Genomic DNA, 14975 nt, shown 5'->3' with positions numbered 1-14975 from the left:
CGACTCACGGCGGCGAAGGCTACCGTAACAGCGCTGCGGCAAATCCACTCAACTGCATTATTTTTAAGGAATCCCGATCATGCACATCAGACCTGCTGGATTGACTCTTGCGTGCGCCCTGCTCGGCACGGCCCTGTCACCCGTCGCCCTGGCGCAGCTACAGACAACCCCGGTCACGGGCGCCGTGACCACTGCCGAACTCACAGGAGAGGTGGTGGTGGTCGATCAGACGCGGCGCATGCTGACCATTCGCACCCCGGAAGGCCGCTTTGAAGTCCTGAATGTGCCGGATGAGGTCACACGCCTCGATCAGGTCAAGATCGGCAACCGCCTGACGATCAGCCAAACCGAAGCGGTCCTGATCGATCTCAAGAAGGGACCAAGCGCCGGGGGCGTCGGCGCGACTCAGGAAACCACCGTCGAGCGCACCCCGGGACGCAAACCGGCTGGCGCCATTATCGACACCCTGACCCTGAACGGGCGGGTCGAATCGGTGGATCACGCCAAATCCACCGTGACCGTGCGTGGCCCCAATCAGACCGTGACGCTCGGCGTGCGTGATCATGCCCTGCTCAATTCGATCGCCCCGGGCGATGGCGTATCCGCCACCTACATGCGCGTCATCCGTGGCGAGGTCAGGTTCCGCTAAACGGACGGCGAGGCAGGGCAATCTCCCTGCCTCGCGATCAATGCAGCGTCCAACTGGAGATCATGCCACTGACCATACCTTCCCCGATGCGACGGCACGCATGCCGGCTGATGGCAGCCATCCTGTCTCTTGTACTCAGCGGTACAGGCTGTCAGTCCCATCCGACGATGCAGCCGACGTCTTCGAAATGCACCCTGGCAGCGGGGATGACGACCGATCAGCTCTCAGCCTGCGGCTGCTTTCTGGCGAATCCCGTCTCTCATGCGGCGCTCTCGTCCAACGTCGAAAACACCCAAAGTTCGACTAACAACATCATCATCGAAAATTATTTCTGCCCGCTTGGTCGCACCGGACTCGCCAAGGTGGTCGTGATGAACGGCATTTCGCAGCGCGTCTTCAATTAAACCGCCCCACCAGGAAGCGCATCCAGCAGTTCCAGCCAGTGCACCACCGGAATCTCAGTCCCCGCCGCCAGATGGAGCTGACAGCCGATATTGGCGGTGGCGATCAGTTCGGGCGCGCCGGATGCGAGCGCGGCGACCTTGCTCGCACGCAACGCGGCGGACAGCGCCGGCTGGGTGATGGAATAGGTGCCGGCTGAACCACAGCAGAGATGAGCGTCCGGGACGGCGGTGAGGATAAAGCCGAGACGCGCCAGGATGGGTTCGACCACCTGTTTCAGCCGCTGACCATGTTGCAGTGTACAGGGCGCATGGAAGGCGACCCGGCGACCACGTCCCGGCGCGCCGAGCGGGCTCAGATCCTCCTGTGCCAGAATCTCGACCGGATCCCGCGCCAGCGCCGCGACCCGCGCCGCCTTTGCCCCATAGTCGGGGTCGTGCGCAAGCAGCTCGCCATAGTCCTTGACCAGCGCCCCGCAACCGCTGGCGGTGACGAGGACCGCCTCGCAGCCGGACTCGATCTCCGGCCACCAGGCATCGATGTTGCGCCGCATGGCGTCGAGTCCGTCCTGTTGTGCATTCAGATGCCAGGCGACCGCGCCGCAGCAGCCGGCCTTGGGCGATTCGATCAGATCGATGCCGAGTCGCGACAGAATCCGGGCGGCGGCGGCATTGGTCAGCGGTGTCGCCACCGACTGCACGCAGCCGGCGAGCGCCAGCATGCGCCGCCGTCCGCTCGGCTGGGGCCAGACGCCTGCCGGACGCAGGATCGGCAATTTGGCACGGAGTCTGGCGGGCAGGACTGGCCGCATCAGTCGCGCCAGCCGCATCAGGGGACCGATGCGCGTTGGATGCGGCACGACGGCGACGAGCGCGCGCCGCAGCCAGCGTTCGCCCCATGGCCGCGTCACCCGTTCCTCGACCAGATGCCGCCCGATGTCGGCCAGACGCGCATAACGCACCCCGGAGGGACAGGTGGTCTCGCAGGCGCGGCAGGTCAGGCAGCGATCCAGATGCCGCTGCGTGATGCGCGTCGGCGTCTGTCCCTCCAGCACCAGTTTGATCTGATAGATACGCCCGCGCGGTCCGTCCAGTTCGTCACCAAGAAGCTGATAGGTTGGACAGGTCGCGGTGCAGAACCCGCAATGGACACAGGCGCGCAGAATGGCATCGGCCTCGCGGCCCTCGGGCGTGTTCAGAAAACGGGACAGGATCTGGGTCTGCATCTCGGGCCCTCAGGCGATGTCCTGAAACACGCATCAAATAGACAGGATCAACAGGATTTTCCAGGATGGACAGGATTTTTTAAATTATTGTTTTTAAATTAAAACGCCGCATACAGCCGACCCGGATTCAGGATGCACTGCGGGTCGAACGCCTGCTTGAGCTGACGATGCAGTTGCAGCAGCGCGGGCGGCAGCGGATGGAAGACCGCGCCGGTCCGGTCGCCGCCCCGGAACAGGGTCGCCTGACCGCCGACCGCCTCGACCCGGGCGCGGATGGTTGCGGCATCCAGTTCGCTACGCAGCCAGCGTTGCGCACCGCCCCATTCGATCCACTGCGAACCGGGCAGATCCAACGGCGGGGCCGATGACGGCAGCGACAGCCGCCAGAGCGGGGTCTCGCCCGCAAAGAAATCATGCCGCTGCTCGCGCACCTGCTCGCGCCAGAACAGCGCGGCCAGATCGTCATCGACGGGATCGCCGCCGATCCGCGCGGCGGCCTCGGTGACGCCCTGCCCTGCCCCCGCCAGACGCACCCAGAGCTGCGCCCCATCCCACAGGGTCGCCGTCACCGGCAGTGGCTGGCCGGCCCAGCGCGTCATCCGCGTCAGGGCCTCAGCCATCGAACAGTCCTGAACCAGGGTGCGGGTGACTGAGGGGATCGGCAACACCTTGAGACTGACATCCAGCAGGATGCCGAGCGTCCCATAGGCGCCGACCATGAGGCGCGAGACATCGTAACCGGCGACGTTTTTCATCACCTCGCCACCGAAACGCAGCACCTCGGCGCGTCCGGTCAGCACCCGCGCGCCCAGCACCAGATCGCGTGCCGCGCCAGCGTAGGGCCGCGCCGGACCCGAAAGACCGCAGGCAATGGCACCGCCCAGCGTGGCGTCCGGGCCGTCTGGCGGGGCGAAATGCGGCGGCTCGAAGGGCAGCATCTGACCGCGCGCGGCAAGCGCGGTTTCGATCTCGTTCAGCGTCGTGCCAGCACGCGCGGTGATGACCAGTTCCTGGGGCTCATAGTTGAGGATGCCGGCATGACCGGCCAGTTCCAGCGGCTCGCCAGCCGTCGCGCGACCCATGAATGATTTGGTGCCCTGTCCCATCAGAACCAGCGGCGTCGCGGCCGCTGCCGCCGCACGCACCCGGTCTTGCAGGTCTTGTGTCAGATCGTTGTTCACCGGTCGATTCCTCAAGAATTCAAATGCTTCGGCGGCGGCCTTTGCCGGCCCGCGCGGTCAGCGACGCCGCAGGTCGTGTCAACGGTCATCGCACTGCATCCCGAACCGCCGCAGGATCTGCTCGATTTGCTCGATCTCCGGGATGCGCAGGCGATGCGCATCGACCAAGGCGCGGCAAAGGAGTGTATTGGCCGGAATCCGGTCTTGGGCGCCACCCCTGGCGAGCAGGTTTAACGCGATTCTTGCGCGACAGACGAGCAGCTCGCGCACGTCGCCGAGGCGCTCGTAGACGGGGATCTCTTCCTCGGTGCGGATGCGCAGGGCCTCGTCGAGGTTGCCGCGGGTTCGGTTCAGCTCGGCCAATTCGTCCCACCAATCCAGACGGCGGCGGATGACGTGCTCGTCTTCCGTGTCGTGGGTGGTGGCGAGCCTGGCCTCCAGTTCGCGCAGCCGCTCGTCCTGTTCCTCGCGCGTCAGGCGCGGATCGACGCCCCACTCCCAGTCACGAACGGCGAAGGGGCGGGCCTGGCCGGTGGTCAGTTCGGGGAAATCGAGGCTGTCGCCGCGCCAGTCGAAGAAATCGGGCGCGCCGGCGGTGAGGCGTCCCATGAGGCGGCGCGGAAGCCAAACGACGACGGGCGCGGACAGGCGCAGCGGCCAGTCGCCCCGGCTCAGGTTGAGCGCGCTCAGGAGTCGCTCGGCGCGGGCCTCATCGGCAAGCAGACATTCGAGCCCGACGATCATGACCGGACCGGGGGGGGCCAGGGCCGCAACCGCTGCCAGCGGATCCTGCTCGGCGGGATCCGGCAGCGCGATGCGGTGCAGCGTGAGCGCCGGCAGCGAGGCGGCGAGGTTGTCGATCAGTTGATCGCGGGTGGCGGGCGCGTCGCAGGTGCAGACCTGGAGCGAGAAGCCTCGGCTGCGCACGATGGCCCGGCGCAGTGCGCGAAAGGCGTCGCCAGCCTGTTCGACCGGGTCAGGATTGGCGGAAGCGTTCAAGGGTCCGCAGCACCGGGTTGATCTCGTACCAGATGTCGCCGTTCATGTACTCGAAGACAAAGAGCAGGAACAGCAGTTGCTGGTGCAGGTCGTCCTTGGGGATGTCGCGCTGGGGCTGGCCGAAGTTGGGCAGCACGTCCCAGGCGGCGTCCGGCACCTCGCGCCGCAGTGCGTTGGCGTATTTACGGATGGCCTTGTCGGCGGCCGGACGGGTGATGGGCAGGTCGTCCAGTTCGTTGCAGGCGGCCTGGATGAAGGTCATGAGATGGCGTGGGTGGCCGCCGCTCATGGTGCAGAGATGGTTCAGGGTGTCCGTGCTGTCGAATGCCTGCTCCAGGCTGGTGCCGGCGACGGTGCAGCGTTTCTCGACCATCTCGCGCATCTTGGCCATGCCGGGCGAGTCGGGGCGGATTTCCTGGTCACGACAGGGACGCAGGCGGATCATGGAAACGGGGGTGTTGTATTCACCGAAGGTCTGTTCGAGCTGGCCGACGCGGGGCGAATAGATGAGCGAGATGGGCACGGTGTAGACCGTGTGCACCCGGAGCGAGGCCAGATGCTCGCTGCGGTCGATGAAGAGGCGCTCGTGGGTGTTGGTACCGTCGCCGCAGTCGCGGCGCACCAGCTTGTCGAGACCGTCGATGATGAGGACGAGGCCATCGTGACCGGCCTGTCGGGCGGCGGCCTCGGCGGCGCCGAGCAGGTCGTTGACGGCCCTGAGCAGGCTGGTGCTGTGCATCTCGACGGCGGCGCGCAGCTCGCGGCGGGCGTTGGGGCGGTTGCGCAGCTCGACGGCGAGCTTGCCGAAGCCGCCTTCGACCTCGCCGCCCTTGATGTCGATTTCCTTGCCGAGGAGGCCGCAGATGTCGTCCCACACCCGCTTGAGATAGGTGTTGACGGGGCTGAATCCTGGCAGCCTGCGCGCGGCGATCTGGGTCTGGAGCTGGGCGGCGACGAAGACGAGCAGGTCCGGGAAGTCGAGGTCGTTGACGTCGAGCCCCTCGCTGACATCGCAGAAGACCACGATGAAGCCCTTGCGATCACCCTCGGGTGTTTCGAGCATGCCCTGGAGACGATAGAGTTCGCTGGTCTTGCCGACACCGCGATGGCCGGTGAAGAGCTTGTAGTCCCAGTGAGCGGGTCGGGTGCGGCGCAGGCTGCGGGCGTAGAGGGCGACCACATTCTCGTCGCCGCGCACAGGGTCGAAGTTCACCCAGCGGGGGTCGGCGGGTTTGATGGACTCGGTCGGCTCGCATTGCTGGTAGAGCCGGGTGATGGCTGGCAAGGCGTCAAGGTTGGTCATGGGCGATTCTGGGCTTGGTGCGTTGGAGGATTGTACGACATGCTCGAACGGACTGGGATGAGCGAGGGGGCGCTGAGGAAGATGAGTGCATGCGCGCCGCCGCGCGCCTCGCGCGGGCGGGATTGCCGGTGCTGTCCTCAGTCCCGGCGAGGATCTCCCCGCCGCTCACTGAGCTGGCAGCCTAAGGGCGCGGGAGTTCCCAAACAGCTTCTCAGGCGAGATTCACCGAGCGCAGGGCGGTACGGATGATTTCTTCGGACGTTTTGGCCCCATCGTCAGCCGCGCGGGCCATACGGCTGGCGTCAGGCGGACGATAGCCCAGTGCCACCAGCGCGCTCACCGCATCCGCCAGCGCCTGATCGTGCTCATTGCCCGGCGTCGCAGCCAGCCCCGGAGCGGGCGCGTCAGCGGTCAGGCCATCCAGTCCGCCCAGCCGGTCACGCATCTCGATGATCAGCCGCTGTGCGGTCTTCTTGCCGATGCCGGGGATGCGCGTCAGGGCGTCGCTGTCGTCCAGCTCGACACATTGCGCAAAGCGCGCCGCATCCATGCTGGAGAGGATCGCCAGCGCCATGCGCGCGCCAACCCCGGTCACTTTCAGCAGGGCGCGAAAGAGCGCGCGGTCCCGCTCGCGCAGAAAGCCATAGAGGACGTGTGCATCCTCACGCACCGCCAGATGGGTGATGAGAACCACTGTCTCGCCCACCGCCGGCAGGTCGTAAAAGGTGGACATGGGGGCTTCAAGCTCATAGCCCACACCGCCCACATCCAGCAGCAGTTGCGGCGGGTGTTTGGCAAGAATCTGGCCGCGTAGTTGTCCGATCATTCTTAAATTAAGTCGTCAGTTGGCAGTGGTCAGACTTGAGCTTGACACGGGAAAATGGAACAACACAATCCCCGCCCGCCTACTGACGACTTTAAGGTCGCCAGTCCCGCCAGGAGGCGGCGGCGCGTTTGCGTGCCGGGATACCCATCGAGTGCGCATGACAGAGTGCGATGGCGAGCGCATCCGCCTCGTCTTCGGAAGGTGTCTCGGGCAGCGCGAGCAGGACGCGCACCATGTGCTGCACCTGCGACTTCTCGGCCCCGCCGGTGCCGACGACCGCGAGCTTGACCGATTTGGGGCTGTATTCATGGACGATCAGCCCGCCTTTGAGTCCGGCGCAGAGGATGGCACCGCGTGCCTGTCCGAGCTTGAGCGCCGCCGTGGGATCGCGGGCGAAGATGAGCTGCTCGACCGCCATCTCGTGCGGCTGGTGCGCGGCGACGATGGCGGCGACCTGATCGAAGATCAGCCCGAGCCGCTCCGGCCAGGGATGCTCGCCGACCCGGATGCAGCCGCTGGCGACCCGGATACTGTGGTGTCCGTCACTATCGATGACCGCGAAACCGGTGTTGCGCGAGCCGGGATCGATGCCGAGGATGCGATGACGCGGGGTGCGGGGGTCAGCCATCGCGATCATTCCATGCTCAAAAATAGACAGGATTAACAGGATTAACAGGATTAACAGGATTAAAAATAATGACTTGAAAAATCCTGTCCATCCTGAGAAATCCTGTTAATCCTGTCTATTTGATACGTGTACTGTGCAGAAAATTGCCTTACCGGCCTCAGACATCGAGCGCCGCCAGAATCTCATCGGAGATGTCGGCATTGTGGTAGACCTCCTGCACATCATCCAGGTCTTCCAGCATCTCGACCAGTTTCAGCAGTTTCTCGGCGGTTTCCTGGTCGAGTTCAGCCTGGGTTGCGGCGTTGTAGGTGATTTCGGCGGCCTCGGTATCGAATCCGGCCTGGGTCAGCGCATCCTTGACGGCGGCGAAGGAGTCGGGCGAGGTGATGACATCCAGCGACCCGTCATCGTTGACGACCACATCATCCGCCCCGGCCTCGATCGCCACGTCCATCACCGCGTCCTCGCTGGTACCGGGCTGGAAGCTGATGATGCCCTGCTTGGTGAAGAGGTAGCTCACCGAGCCGTCGGTCCCCAGATTGCCGCCGCGCTTGGTGAAGGCGTGCCGGACATCGGAGGCGGTGCGGTTGCGGTTGTCGGTCATGCAATCGACCATGAGCGCGACCCCGCCGGGGCCATAGCCTTCGTAGCGGATCTCCTCGTAGTTCTCGCCTTCCATCCCGCCCGCGCCGCGCTTGATGGCGCGCTCCACGGTGTCACGCGGCATGTTGGCGCCAAACGCCTTGTCCATCGCCAGCCGCAGACGCGGATTGGCACCCGGATCGCCACCGCTCTCGCGCGCCGCGACCGTGACTTCGCGAATCAGCTTGGTCCACATCTTGCCGCGCTGCTTGTCCTGCGCGGCCTTACGGTGTTTGATATTGGCCCATTTACTATGCCCGGCCATCGAATGGTCTCCTGATCTGGAATGCGGCCCGGCGAGCCGGGTCATGATCGATAAGCGGCGCATTCTAAACCGCGCCCCGTGCAGTATGTGATGTTTTTGGTTTGGATCGACCTTGGCAGCATTGACGACCGCATGAGCTGGCGCGATTTAAAATCCAACAACTTGAATCCTGCTCACGGACACCCTGACCCATGACCCACTCACCGATTCGCCGCCTGCTCCCAAACTGGCGCTGGGAAAACGTCGATCAACTGGCCTACAAGGCCACCGGCAGCGCGCCCTTTCGCGACATCACCCGTCAGCTCCTCTTCGCCGAAGAGACACTGGCCTGCGAACTGCGTTACTTCGAGATCGGTCCTGGCGGCCATTCCACCCTGGAACGCCATGAACACGCCCACGGCGTCATGGTGCTCAACGGACGCGGCACCTGTCTCGTCGGACGTTCGATCCAGCCGATCAGACCCCATGATCTGGTGACGATTCCACCCTGGACCTGGCATCAGTTCCGCGCCGATGACGACGCCCCGCTGGGCTTTCTCTGCATGGTGAACCACGAGCGCGACCGGCCGGTTCTGCCCACACCGCAGGATCTGGCTGAACTGCGCGCGGATCCGGCCATCGCCGACTATCTACGGATTGGCGACTGACTCAACCCAAGTGAATTGAACCTTTTCTCAATCACGAACCTCTAATGTTGCAGTGCACAAAAATGGCTGCATGTGTCTCGACCCGATGCACTGACATCCGCAGTGGATCCGCAGTCGAGACCGCAACGACCCGTCAGGGGGAGGTTCAGCATGTCCGCTTTTATTTCGCGTCATTTACCAGGGGATCCGCGCATCCGTCTCAAGGATGGGACGCCCTGTCGCATCCGCGCCATCGGGCCGGACGACCGGGATTTTCTGATCGCCTGCTTCGCCGGTCTCTCGCCCGAATCGCGGCGCATGCGATTTTTCACGGCCAAATCATCGCTGACCGACGGTGATCTGGACTTTCTGACCAGCGCCGACGGTCGCGACCATCTCGCGCTGGGCGCCATGCGGCTGGACGCCTGGGGCCAGGAGGTTGAACTGCTGGGGGTGGCGCGCTGCATCCGGCTGGGGCCGGACGCCGACGCCAGCGAATTCGCGATCAGCGTTGTCGATGCGGCGCAGGGTCGCGGTCTGGGCAAAGCGCTGTTCACGCACCTGGTGACCGCCGCCCGCCGCCAGGGGATCCGCCGTTTTCGCTGCGAGGTGCTGGCGGCAAACGCTGGCATGCGCGCCCTGGCGGCTGGACTGGGTGGCCATGTCCATTGGCTCGATGATGGCACGCTGGAATACGACTATCTCTTTCCGCCAGTCACAGCGCCGGAAGCGACCTGTCCACCCGCTCTGGACCATTCACTCGCCGCCGCCAGACTGGGCGCGGATGTCTGGTCATCGGGAACCGCGCGGGTCTGGTCTGCCTCGCTTGATCTCTGCCGCGCCTGGACAGATGGCTGGCTGGATCGCTGGTCGGCGGCGAGCGCCTCGGTCGCGAGTCCACGCGCGTGCAGTCAATGAGATTGAGGACAGGGATCGTCCGGCATCAGCCAGTCTGCGACAGGATGTGCGCGTTCTCCATGCTATGCTTAGCCTACTCAAGTTAGCTAATAGCCAGATCGGAGCGGGCTCATGCTTCAAGTCAATATTCACGACGCCAAGACTCAATTATCCCGGCTCATCGCAGAGGCCAGCCGGGGGGAAGAAATCATCATCGCCAGGGCAGGCATTCCGGTCGCACGGCTGATCGCCATCAAACCCGAAATAACCGGACGCCGGTTCGGCGCGCTGCGTGGCCGCGCACAGGTCGATGAGCGTTTTTTTGAGCCTCTGCCTGAGGCAGAACAAACCGCCTGGGAGTAAGGCATGCGCCTGCTGCTTGATACGCACGCCCTGCTCTGGTGGCTCGATGGCGATCAGCAATTGCCCGATCTGGCACGCTCATTGATCGCCAGCGAAAGCCATCAGATTCTCATCAGCGCCGCCTCCGCCTGGGAGATCGCCACGAAGGTCAGGATCGGCAAGCTCCCAGGTGCGGTGGAAGTCGCTGATCGGTTCGGCGAGATCATGATCGACCAGGGCTTTGCGACACTCCCGATCACGATTGAACATGCGCGCCGCGCCGGACTTCTGCCGGGAGAACATCGTGACCCATTCGACCGCATGTTGATCGCCCAGGCACAGATCGAAAATCTGACCCTGTTGAGCAACGAACGCCTCTTCGACCAATTCCGCGTCCAGCGGCTTTGGTCGTCATGATTGAGAGACCCGCGATTCACTGTCGGGTCGTGCTCCGATCTCTCAGTCCTGGTCAGGATACGACTCCCTTCAGATAACGCCCCCAATCGAACGCCGGCCCAGGATCGGTCTTGCGTCCGGGTGCAATGTCGCTGTGCCCGACGATGCGTTCGGGGACGATGGCCGGATAGCGGGCACGGATCTGGCGCGTGCAGTCGGCCAATGCACAGTATTGGGCGCTGGTGAATGGAATGCAGTCGGTTCCTTCCAGTTCGATGCCGATGGAATAATCGTTGCAGCGCTCGCGCCCCATGAAAACGGAGACGCCAGCATGCCAGGCGCGTTGCTCACAGGAAACATATTGGGTCAGGCGCCCGTCGCGTCGGATCAGGAAATGTGCAGAGACGCGCACCGGGGCGATGGCAACGAAATAGGGATGGGCGCCCGGATCGAGCCGGTTGAGAAAGAGATCATCGATCCAGTCGCCAGCAAACTCGCCCGGCGGCAGGCTGATATTGTGGATCACCAGCAGATCGATCAGGGTGCCGGGCGGACGGGCGTCAGAATTGGGCGAAGGCAGACGCCGGGCGCTCGGCAGCCAGCCGTCAGCGTCGAGATTCAGACTGTCACTGCCGACCGCATTGGGGTTATCTTCCATTTCCATCGCTTTCACTCAATCCGCTCAGGTTTCAGCTCATCATGTCCACTGCATCGCCGCTCCCGCCCGCCCTGCCCGACCGCGCGCTGATCGAGTCCCAGGTTCGCGCCGCCCTGACCGAAGATACGGGTGCGGGCGATCTGACCGCCGCGCTCCTGCCGGCGGATCAGCGCGCGCGCTCTGAACTCATCACCCGCGAGTCGGCGGTCCTCTGCGGCTGCGTCTGGTTCGAGACGGTGTTTCGGCTGCTGGACGCGGACTGCCGCATCCAGTGGGAGGCCGGCGATGGCGACCGCATCGCGCCCGGTCAGCGGCTCTGCGTGCTGGAAGGCGCCTCGCGCGCACTGCTGACCGGCGAGCGCACGGCGATGAATTATCTGCAAACGCTCTCCGGCACGGCGACGACTGCGCGCCGGTATGCCGATGCGGTGACTGGACTGGCGACGCGGATCCTGGACACCCGCAAGACCCTGCCGGGGCTGCGCGTGCAGCAGAAATACGCGGTTCGCTGCGGCGGCTGTCACAATCATCGCATCGGGCTCTTCGACGCCATTCTCATCAAGGAAAATCATATCCTGGCTGCCGGCTCGATCCGCGCCGCGCTCGATGCCGCCCGCGCCCTGAGCCCGAACGTGGAGATCGAGATCGAGGTGGAATCGCTCGATGAGCTGCAACAGGCGCTGGACGCCGGGGCGCGGCTGGTGCTGCTCGACAATTTCACCCTGGCCGATCTGCGCCGCGCGGTGGAACTGAGTGACGGGCGGGCACAACTGGAGGCATCCGGCGGCGTCGATCTGGAGACGCTGCGCGCCATCGCCGAAACCGGCGTGGATCGGATCTCGGTCGGCGCGCTCACCAAGGATGTGCGGGCAGTAGATTTGTCGATGCGCTTCGTGACGCTTTAAACCGCGCCCGGTGCGGTATGCGATGTCTGGGGATTGGGTCGGCCTTGGCAGCATCGGCGAAGGTTGGAGTTGGCGCGGTTTAAGACTTTAAAAAATATAAAATTTTAAACCGCGCCTCACCAAAGTCGTTCATGCGCCAAAGGTCGAACTCGCTCAACACTCAGCATCTCGCACCGGACGCGGTTTAATCACAACTCGAACCCGGCCCACACCGGGCAGTGATCCGAGGGCTTGTCCAGGCTGCGAATGTCATAGTCGATACCGGCGTCAAGCAGTCGCTCGCGCAGCGGCGCGGTTACCAGCAGATGATCGATCCGCAGACCGTGCCGGGGCTCGCGCTCGAAACCGCGCGAGCGATAGTCGAACCAACTGAACTGATCCTGGGCATCCGGATTGAGCGCCCGCCAGGCATCCGTCAGCCCCCAGTCGAGCAGCGCCTGAAACCACTCCCGCTCCTCCGGCAGAAAGCTGCATTTACCCGTCCGCAGCCAGCGTCTGGCGTTGTCGGCGCCGATGCCGATGTCCAGATCCAGCGGCGCGACATTCAGATCGCCAAGCACGATCAGATTCTGGTTCGGCCTGCACGCCTCACGCAGATAGGTCAGCAGATCCGCGTAGAATCTGCGCTTGCCAGGGAATTTGACCGGGTGATCGCGGCTCTCGCCCTGTGGAAAATAACCGTTGATGACCCTGATCTCATCACCGCCGGGCAGCGGATAGCGACCGGCAATGATCCGGCGCTGGGCGTCTGCGTCATCGCAGCGGAATCCTTTGACGATCTCCAGCGGCTCGATTTTGCTGAACAGCGCCACGCCATAGTGGCCCTTCTGACCGTGGAAATGGGGCGCGTAGCCGAGTCCCCGCGCCCACTCCAGCGGAAACTGGTCATCGGCGACCTTGATCTCCTGAAGGCCGATGATGTCTGGATCCTGCGCGTTCTTCAGCGCCTCGATCTGATGGGGCCGGGCGCGAATGCCGTTGATATTGAAGGATACGATCTTGAACACGTCAGGCGGTCTCCAAAGATGCGAACGCGCCGGCAGGCTAACATGCTGGCCGCTGGCGTCCAAATCCGCGCGGATCGGGCCGTGCCCCGGATAGGCATCTTTATCACAATTCTTTAATATGCTGTTGATCACCCGGATTCGGTCATCGTTTTATCACCGGACGAGCAACCCGCCGCGCTTACCCCACCGGACGCCCGCCTATCATGAAGATGTTTCCTTCGCTCGACCTCAGTGCACGGGTCCGCGCATCGCTCGCGGCTTCTGCGAAGGCGCTGCGCTCACTCGACTGGTCCTGGTCGACCCCCTACAAAAACTGGCTTCCCCATGTCAGCCCGGTGGACATCAAGGCCGATCTCGTCGCTGCGCTCACCGGCGCCGTCGTCGTTCTGCCGCAGGGTGTGGCCTTCGCCACCATTGCCGGAATGCCACCCGAGTACGGACTCTATGCCGGCATGGTGCCAGCGATCATTGCCGCCTGGTTCGGCTCGTCGCGCCATCTGGTCTCGGGTCCGACCACAGCCGCCTCGGTGGTGCTCTTTTCGTCGCTCTCATTGCTGGCCGTTCCCGGTTCGCCTGATTATGTCACCCTGGCCCTGACCCTGACCTTCATGGTCGGGGTGCTGGAACTGGCGCTGGGTTTCGCGCGTCTGGGCGCGCTGGTCAATTTCATCTCGCATTCGGTGGTGGTGGGCTTCACCGCCGGGGCGGCGGTGCTCATCGCCGCCAAGCAGCTCAAGCACTTCTTCGGCATCGAGATGGACAGCGGCGGACCGCTGCATGAGATCCTGTTCCAGTTCACCCTGCATGCGCTGGAGATCACCCCCGGCGCGACCCTGGTCGCGGCCACGACGCTGGCGATCGGCATCGCCTGCAAACGCTGGCTGCCCCAAATCCCATACATGATCGTCGCCATGATCGGCGGCAGTCTGCTGGCGCTGGGACTGAACGACTGGCTCGGAGCGGATCGAACCGGCATCGCGACCGTCGGGGCGCTGCCCGCAACCCTGCCGCCGCTCTCGGCCCCCTCTCTAAGCTTCGAGCATCTCCGTGAACTGGCTCCCGCCGCATTGGCCATGACCCTCTTTGCCCTGACCGAGGCCGTCTCCATCGGGCGCTCGCTGGCCGCGCGCGGCGGTTATCGCATCGACGGCAATCAGGAATTCATCGGGCAGGGGCTGTCCAACATCGCCGGTTCATTCTTCTCGGCCTATGTCGCCACCGGCTCATTCAATCGCAGCGGGGTCAACTATGAGGCCGGCGCCCGCACCCCGCTGGCGTCCATCTTTGCCGCCTTCATGCTGATGGGCATTGTGCTGTTCGTCGCCCCCTATGCCAGTTATCTGCCCAAGGCGGCGATGGCCGGGGTGCTCTTTCTGGTCGCCTGGGGACTGATCGATTTCAAGGAGATCAGGCATATCCTGCATGCCTCGAAGCGCGAGACCGGTGTGCTGGGCGTGACCTTTTTCTCCGCCATCTTCCTCGAACTGGAATTCGCCATCTTCGCCGGTGTGCTGCTGTCGCTGGTGCTCTATCTCGACCGCACCTCCAAGCCGCGTCTGGTGACGCTCGCGCCGAATCCGCTCCTGCCCAACCACGCCTTCTCCAATACCAGCGACCATACCGTCGCCCAATGCCCGCAGTTGCGTTTTCTGCGCATCGATGGCTCGCTCTTTTTCGGTTCGGTCGCCCATATCGAGCAGTATTTCGACCAGTTGCGCATCGATCATCCGCAACAGAAACATCTGGCCATCTTCGCCGATGGCATCAATTTCGTCGATCTCCAGGGCGGCCAGACCCTGGCGCGCGAGACGCAACGACGTCTGGCCGATGGCGGCGGACTGTATCTGATCAATATCAAACAGGGTCTGTGGGAGGCACTGGAGCGTTGCGGCTGTCTGGACGAGACGGAGGCGCGCAATGTCTTCCAGACGAAGACGGCGGCGGTGCGAGCCATCTATCAAAAGTTGGACAAAGGCGTCTGCACCGGCTGCGACAAGCGGATTTTTCGGGAGTGCAACAGTTAA

Annotated in this window: 17 protein-coding genes; 8 read left to right on the top strand and 9 right to left on the bottom strand. The window is 64.0% G+C overall.

Translation table 11 applies throughout. The features are described 5' to 3' along the window. Window positions 1-79: 79 nt before the first annotated feature. Together EDC35_RS03545 and EDC35_RS03540 are read left to right on the top strand one after the other, a co-directional pair. Complete coding sequence (locus EDC35_RS03545) at window positions 80-649, top strand: hypothetical protein (RefSeq protein ID WP_132975821.1); 570 nt, start codon at window positions 80-82, stop codon at window positions 647-649. Between the two features lie 110 nt (window positions 650-759). Then, window positions 760-1053 carry a hypothetical protein gene (locus EDC35_RS03540; RefSeq protein WP_132975819.1) on the top strand — a complete coding sequence of 98 codons (294 nt, stop codon included), beginning with the start codon at window positions 760-762 and terminating at the stop codon, window positions 1051-1053. Here the strand turns inward: EDC35_RS03540 and glcF are convergent. From glcF to EDC35_RS03505, 7 genes are all read right to left on the bottom strand, one after another. Next, entirely contained in the window at window positions 1050-2276 is a 1227-nt protein-coding gene (gene glcF / locus EDC35_RS03535) for a glycolate oxidase subunit GlcF (RefSeq protein WP_132975817.1), read from the bottom strand. The genes EDC35_RS03540 and glcF overlap by 4 nt on opposite strands. A 98-nt stretch (window positions 2277-2374) precedes the next feature. Further along, window positions 2375-3457 (bottom strand): glycolate oxidase subunit GlcE, encoded by a 1083-nt coding sequence (glcE, locus tag EDC35_RS03530; protein ID WP_132975815.1) that lies wholly within the window; start codon window positions 3455-3457, stop codon window positions 2375-2377. A gap of 78 nt (window positions 3458-3535) precedes the next feature. Next, a complete protein-coding gene (locus EDC35_RS03525; protein WP_132975813.1) occupies window positions 3536-4456 on the bottom strand; it encodes a hypothetical protein in 921 nt (306 codons plus the stop codon). Beyond that, complete coding sequence (locus EDC35_RS03520) at window positions 4434-5759, bottom strand: hypothetical protein (RefSeq protein WP_132975811.1); 1326 nt, start codon at window positions 5757-5759, stop codon at window positions 4434-4436. The genes EDC35_RS03525 and EDC35_RS03520 overlap by 23 nt, the downstream gene beginning before the upstream one ends. Window positions 5760-5970: 211 nt before the next feature. After that, a complete protein-coding gene (gene ruvA / locus EDC35_RS03515; RefSeq protein WP_132975809.1) occupies window positions 5971-6585 on the bottom strand; it encodes a Holliday junction branch migration protein RuvA in 615 nt (204 codons plus the stop codon). A gap of 91 nt (window positions 6586-6676) precedes the next feature. Continuing rightward, entirely contained in the window at window positions 6677-7213 is a 537-nt protein-coding gene (gene ruvC, locus EDC35_RS03510) for a crossover junction endodeoxyribonuclease RuvC (protein WP_132975807.1), read from the bottom strand. Between the two features lie 157 nt (window positions 7214-7370). Then, window positions 7371-8120, bottom strand: coding sequence for a YebC/PmpR family DNA-binding transcriptional regulator (locus EDC35_RS03505; RefSeq protein WP_132975805.1), 750 nt, complete (start codon window positions 8118-8120; stop codon window positions 7371-7373). Between the two features lie 191 nt (window positions 8121-8311). On the opposite strand from EDC35_RS03505, the gene EDC35_RS03500 reads away from it, so the two are divergent. From EDC35_RS03500 to EDC35_RS03485, 4 genes are all read left to right on the top strand, one after another. Then, complete coding sequence (locus EDC35_RS03500) at window positions 8312-8767, top strand: cupin domain-containing protein (RefSeq protein ID WP_132975803.1); 456 nt, start codon at window positions 8312-8314, stop codon at window positions 8765-8767. 150 nt (window positions 8768-8917) lie between these two features. Then, window positions 8918-9664, top strand: a complete 747-nt coding sequence (locus EDC35_RS03495) for a GNAT family N-acetyltransferase (RefSeq protein ID WP_132975801.1) — start codon at window positions 8918-8920, stop codon at window positions 9662-9664. Window positions 9665-9775: 111 nt separating this feature from the next. After that, window positions 9776-10006, top strand: a complete 231-nt coding sequence (locus EDC35_RS03490) for a type II toxin-antitoxin system Phd/YefM family antitoxin (RefSeq protein WP_132975799.1) — start codon at window positions 9776-9778, stop codon at window positions 10004-10006. A gap of 3 nt (window positions 10007-10009) precedes the next feature. Further along, window positions 10010-10402 carry a type II toxin-antitoxin system VapC family toxin gene (locus tag EDC35_RS03485; protein ID WP_132975797.1) on the top strand — a complete coding sequence of 131 codons (393 nt, stop codon included), beginning with the start codon at window positions 10010-10012 and terminating at the stop codon, window positions 10400-10402. 52 nt (window positions 10403-10454) lie between these two features. Here EDC35_RS03485 and ampD read toward each other — a convergent pair whose 3' ends face one another. After that, entirely contained in the window at window positions 10455-11039 is a 585-nt protein-coding gene (ampD, locus tag EDC35_RS03480; protein WP_132976288.1) for a 1,6-anhydro-N-acetylmuramyl-L-alanine amidase AmpD, read from the bottom strand. A gap of 41 nt (window positions 11040-11080) precedes the next feature. On the opposite strand from ampD, the gene nadC reads away from it, so the two are divergent. Further along, window positions 11081-11944, top strand: a complete 864-nt coding sequence (gene nadC, locus EDC35_RS03475; RefSeq protein ID WP_132975795.1) for a carboxylating nicotinate-nucleotide diphosphorylase — start codon at window positions 11081-11083, stop codon at window positions 11942-11944. Window positions 11945-12132: 188 nt separating this feature from the next. On the opposite strand, the gene xthA is transcribed toward nadC, so the two are convergent. After that, a complete protein-coding gene (gene xthA, locus EDC35_RS03470; protein WP_132975793.1) occupies window positions 12133-12951 on the bottom strand; it encodes an exodeoxyribonuclease III in 819 nt (272 codons plus the stop codon). Window positions 12952-13160: 209 nt separating this feature from the next. Between xthA and EDC35_RS03465 the strand changes: the two genes are divergently transcribed. Further along, a complete protein-coding gene (locus EDC35_RS03465; RefSeq protein ID WP_132976287.1) occupies window positions 13161-14975 on the top strand; it encodes a SulP family inorganic anion transporter in 1815 nt (604 codons plus the stop codon).

Source organism: Thiobaca trueperi, from assembly GCF_004342175.1.
In the GTDB taxonomy this organism is placed as follows: domain Bacteria; phylum Pseudomonadota; class Gammaproteobacteria; order Chromatiales; family Chromatiaceae; genus Thiobaca; species Thiobaca trueperi.
The sequence above is the reverse complement of the archived record's forward strand: the minus strand, read 5'-3'. Positions and strand labels throughout refer to the sequence as shown.

What these genes read in the sequence shown, in the direction of transcription:
- EDC35_RS03545 (WP_132975821.1), top strand. Translation starts at nt 80, where the DNA reads ATGCACATCAGACCTGCTGGATTGACTCTTGCGTGCGCCCTGCTCGGC.
- EDC35_RS03540 (WP_132975819.1), top strand. Translation starts at nt 760, where the DNA reads ATGGCAGCCATCCTGTCTCTTGTACTCAGCGGTACAGGCTGTCAGTCC.
- glcF (WP_132975817.1), bottom strand. Translation starts at nt 2,276, where the DNA reads ATGCAGACCCAGATCCTGTCCCGTTTTCTGAACACGCCCGAGGGCCGC.
- EDC35_RS03520 (WP_132975811.1), bottom strand. Translation starts at nt 5,759, where the DNA reads ATGACCAACCTTGACGCCTTGCCAGCCATCACCCGGCTCTACCAGCAA.
- ruvA (WP_132975809.1), bottom strand. Translation starts at nt 6,585, where the DNA reads ATGATCGGACAACTACGCGGCCAGATTCTTGCCAAACACCCGCCGCAA.
- ruvC (WP_132975807.1), bottom strand. Translation starts at nt 7,213, where the DNA reads ATGGCTGACCCCCGCACCCCGCGTCATCGCATCCTCGGCATCGATCCC.
- EDC35_RS03505 (WP_132975805.1), bottom strand. Translation starts at nt 8,120, where the DNA reads ATGGCCGGGCATAGTAAATGGGCCAATATCAAACACCGTAAGGCCGCG.
- EDC35_RS03500 (WP_132975803.1), top strand. Translation starts at nt 8,312, where the DNA reads ATGACCCACTCACCGATTCGCCGCCTGCTCCCAAACTGGCGCTGGGAA.
- EDC35_RS03495 (WP_132975801.1), top strand. Translation starts at nt 8,918, where the DNA reads ATGTCCGCTTTTATTTCGCGTCATTTACCAGGGGATCCGCGCATCCGT.
- EDC35_RS03490 (WP_132975799.1), top strand. Translation starts at nt 9,776, where the DNA reads ATGCTTCAAGTCAATATTCACGACGCCAAGACTCAATTATCCCGGCTC.
- EDC35_RS03485 (WP_132975797.1), top strand. Translation starts at nt 10,010, where the DNA reads ATGCGCCTGCTGCTTGATACGCACGCCCTGCTCTGGTGGCTCGATGGC.
- ampD (WP_132976288.1), bottom strand. Translation starts at nt 11,039, where the DNA reads ATGGAAGATAACCCCAATGCGGTCGGCAGTGACAGTCTGAATCTCGAC.
- nadC (WP_132975795.1), top strand. Translation starts at nt 11,081, where the DNA reads ATGTCCACTGCATCGCCGCTCCCGCCCGCCCTGCCCGACCGCGCGCTG.
- EDC35_RS03465 (WP_132976287.1), top strand. Translation starts at nt 13,161, where the DNA reads ATGTTTCCTTCGCTCGACCTCAGTGCACGGGTCCGCGCATCGCTCGCG.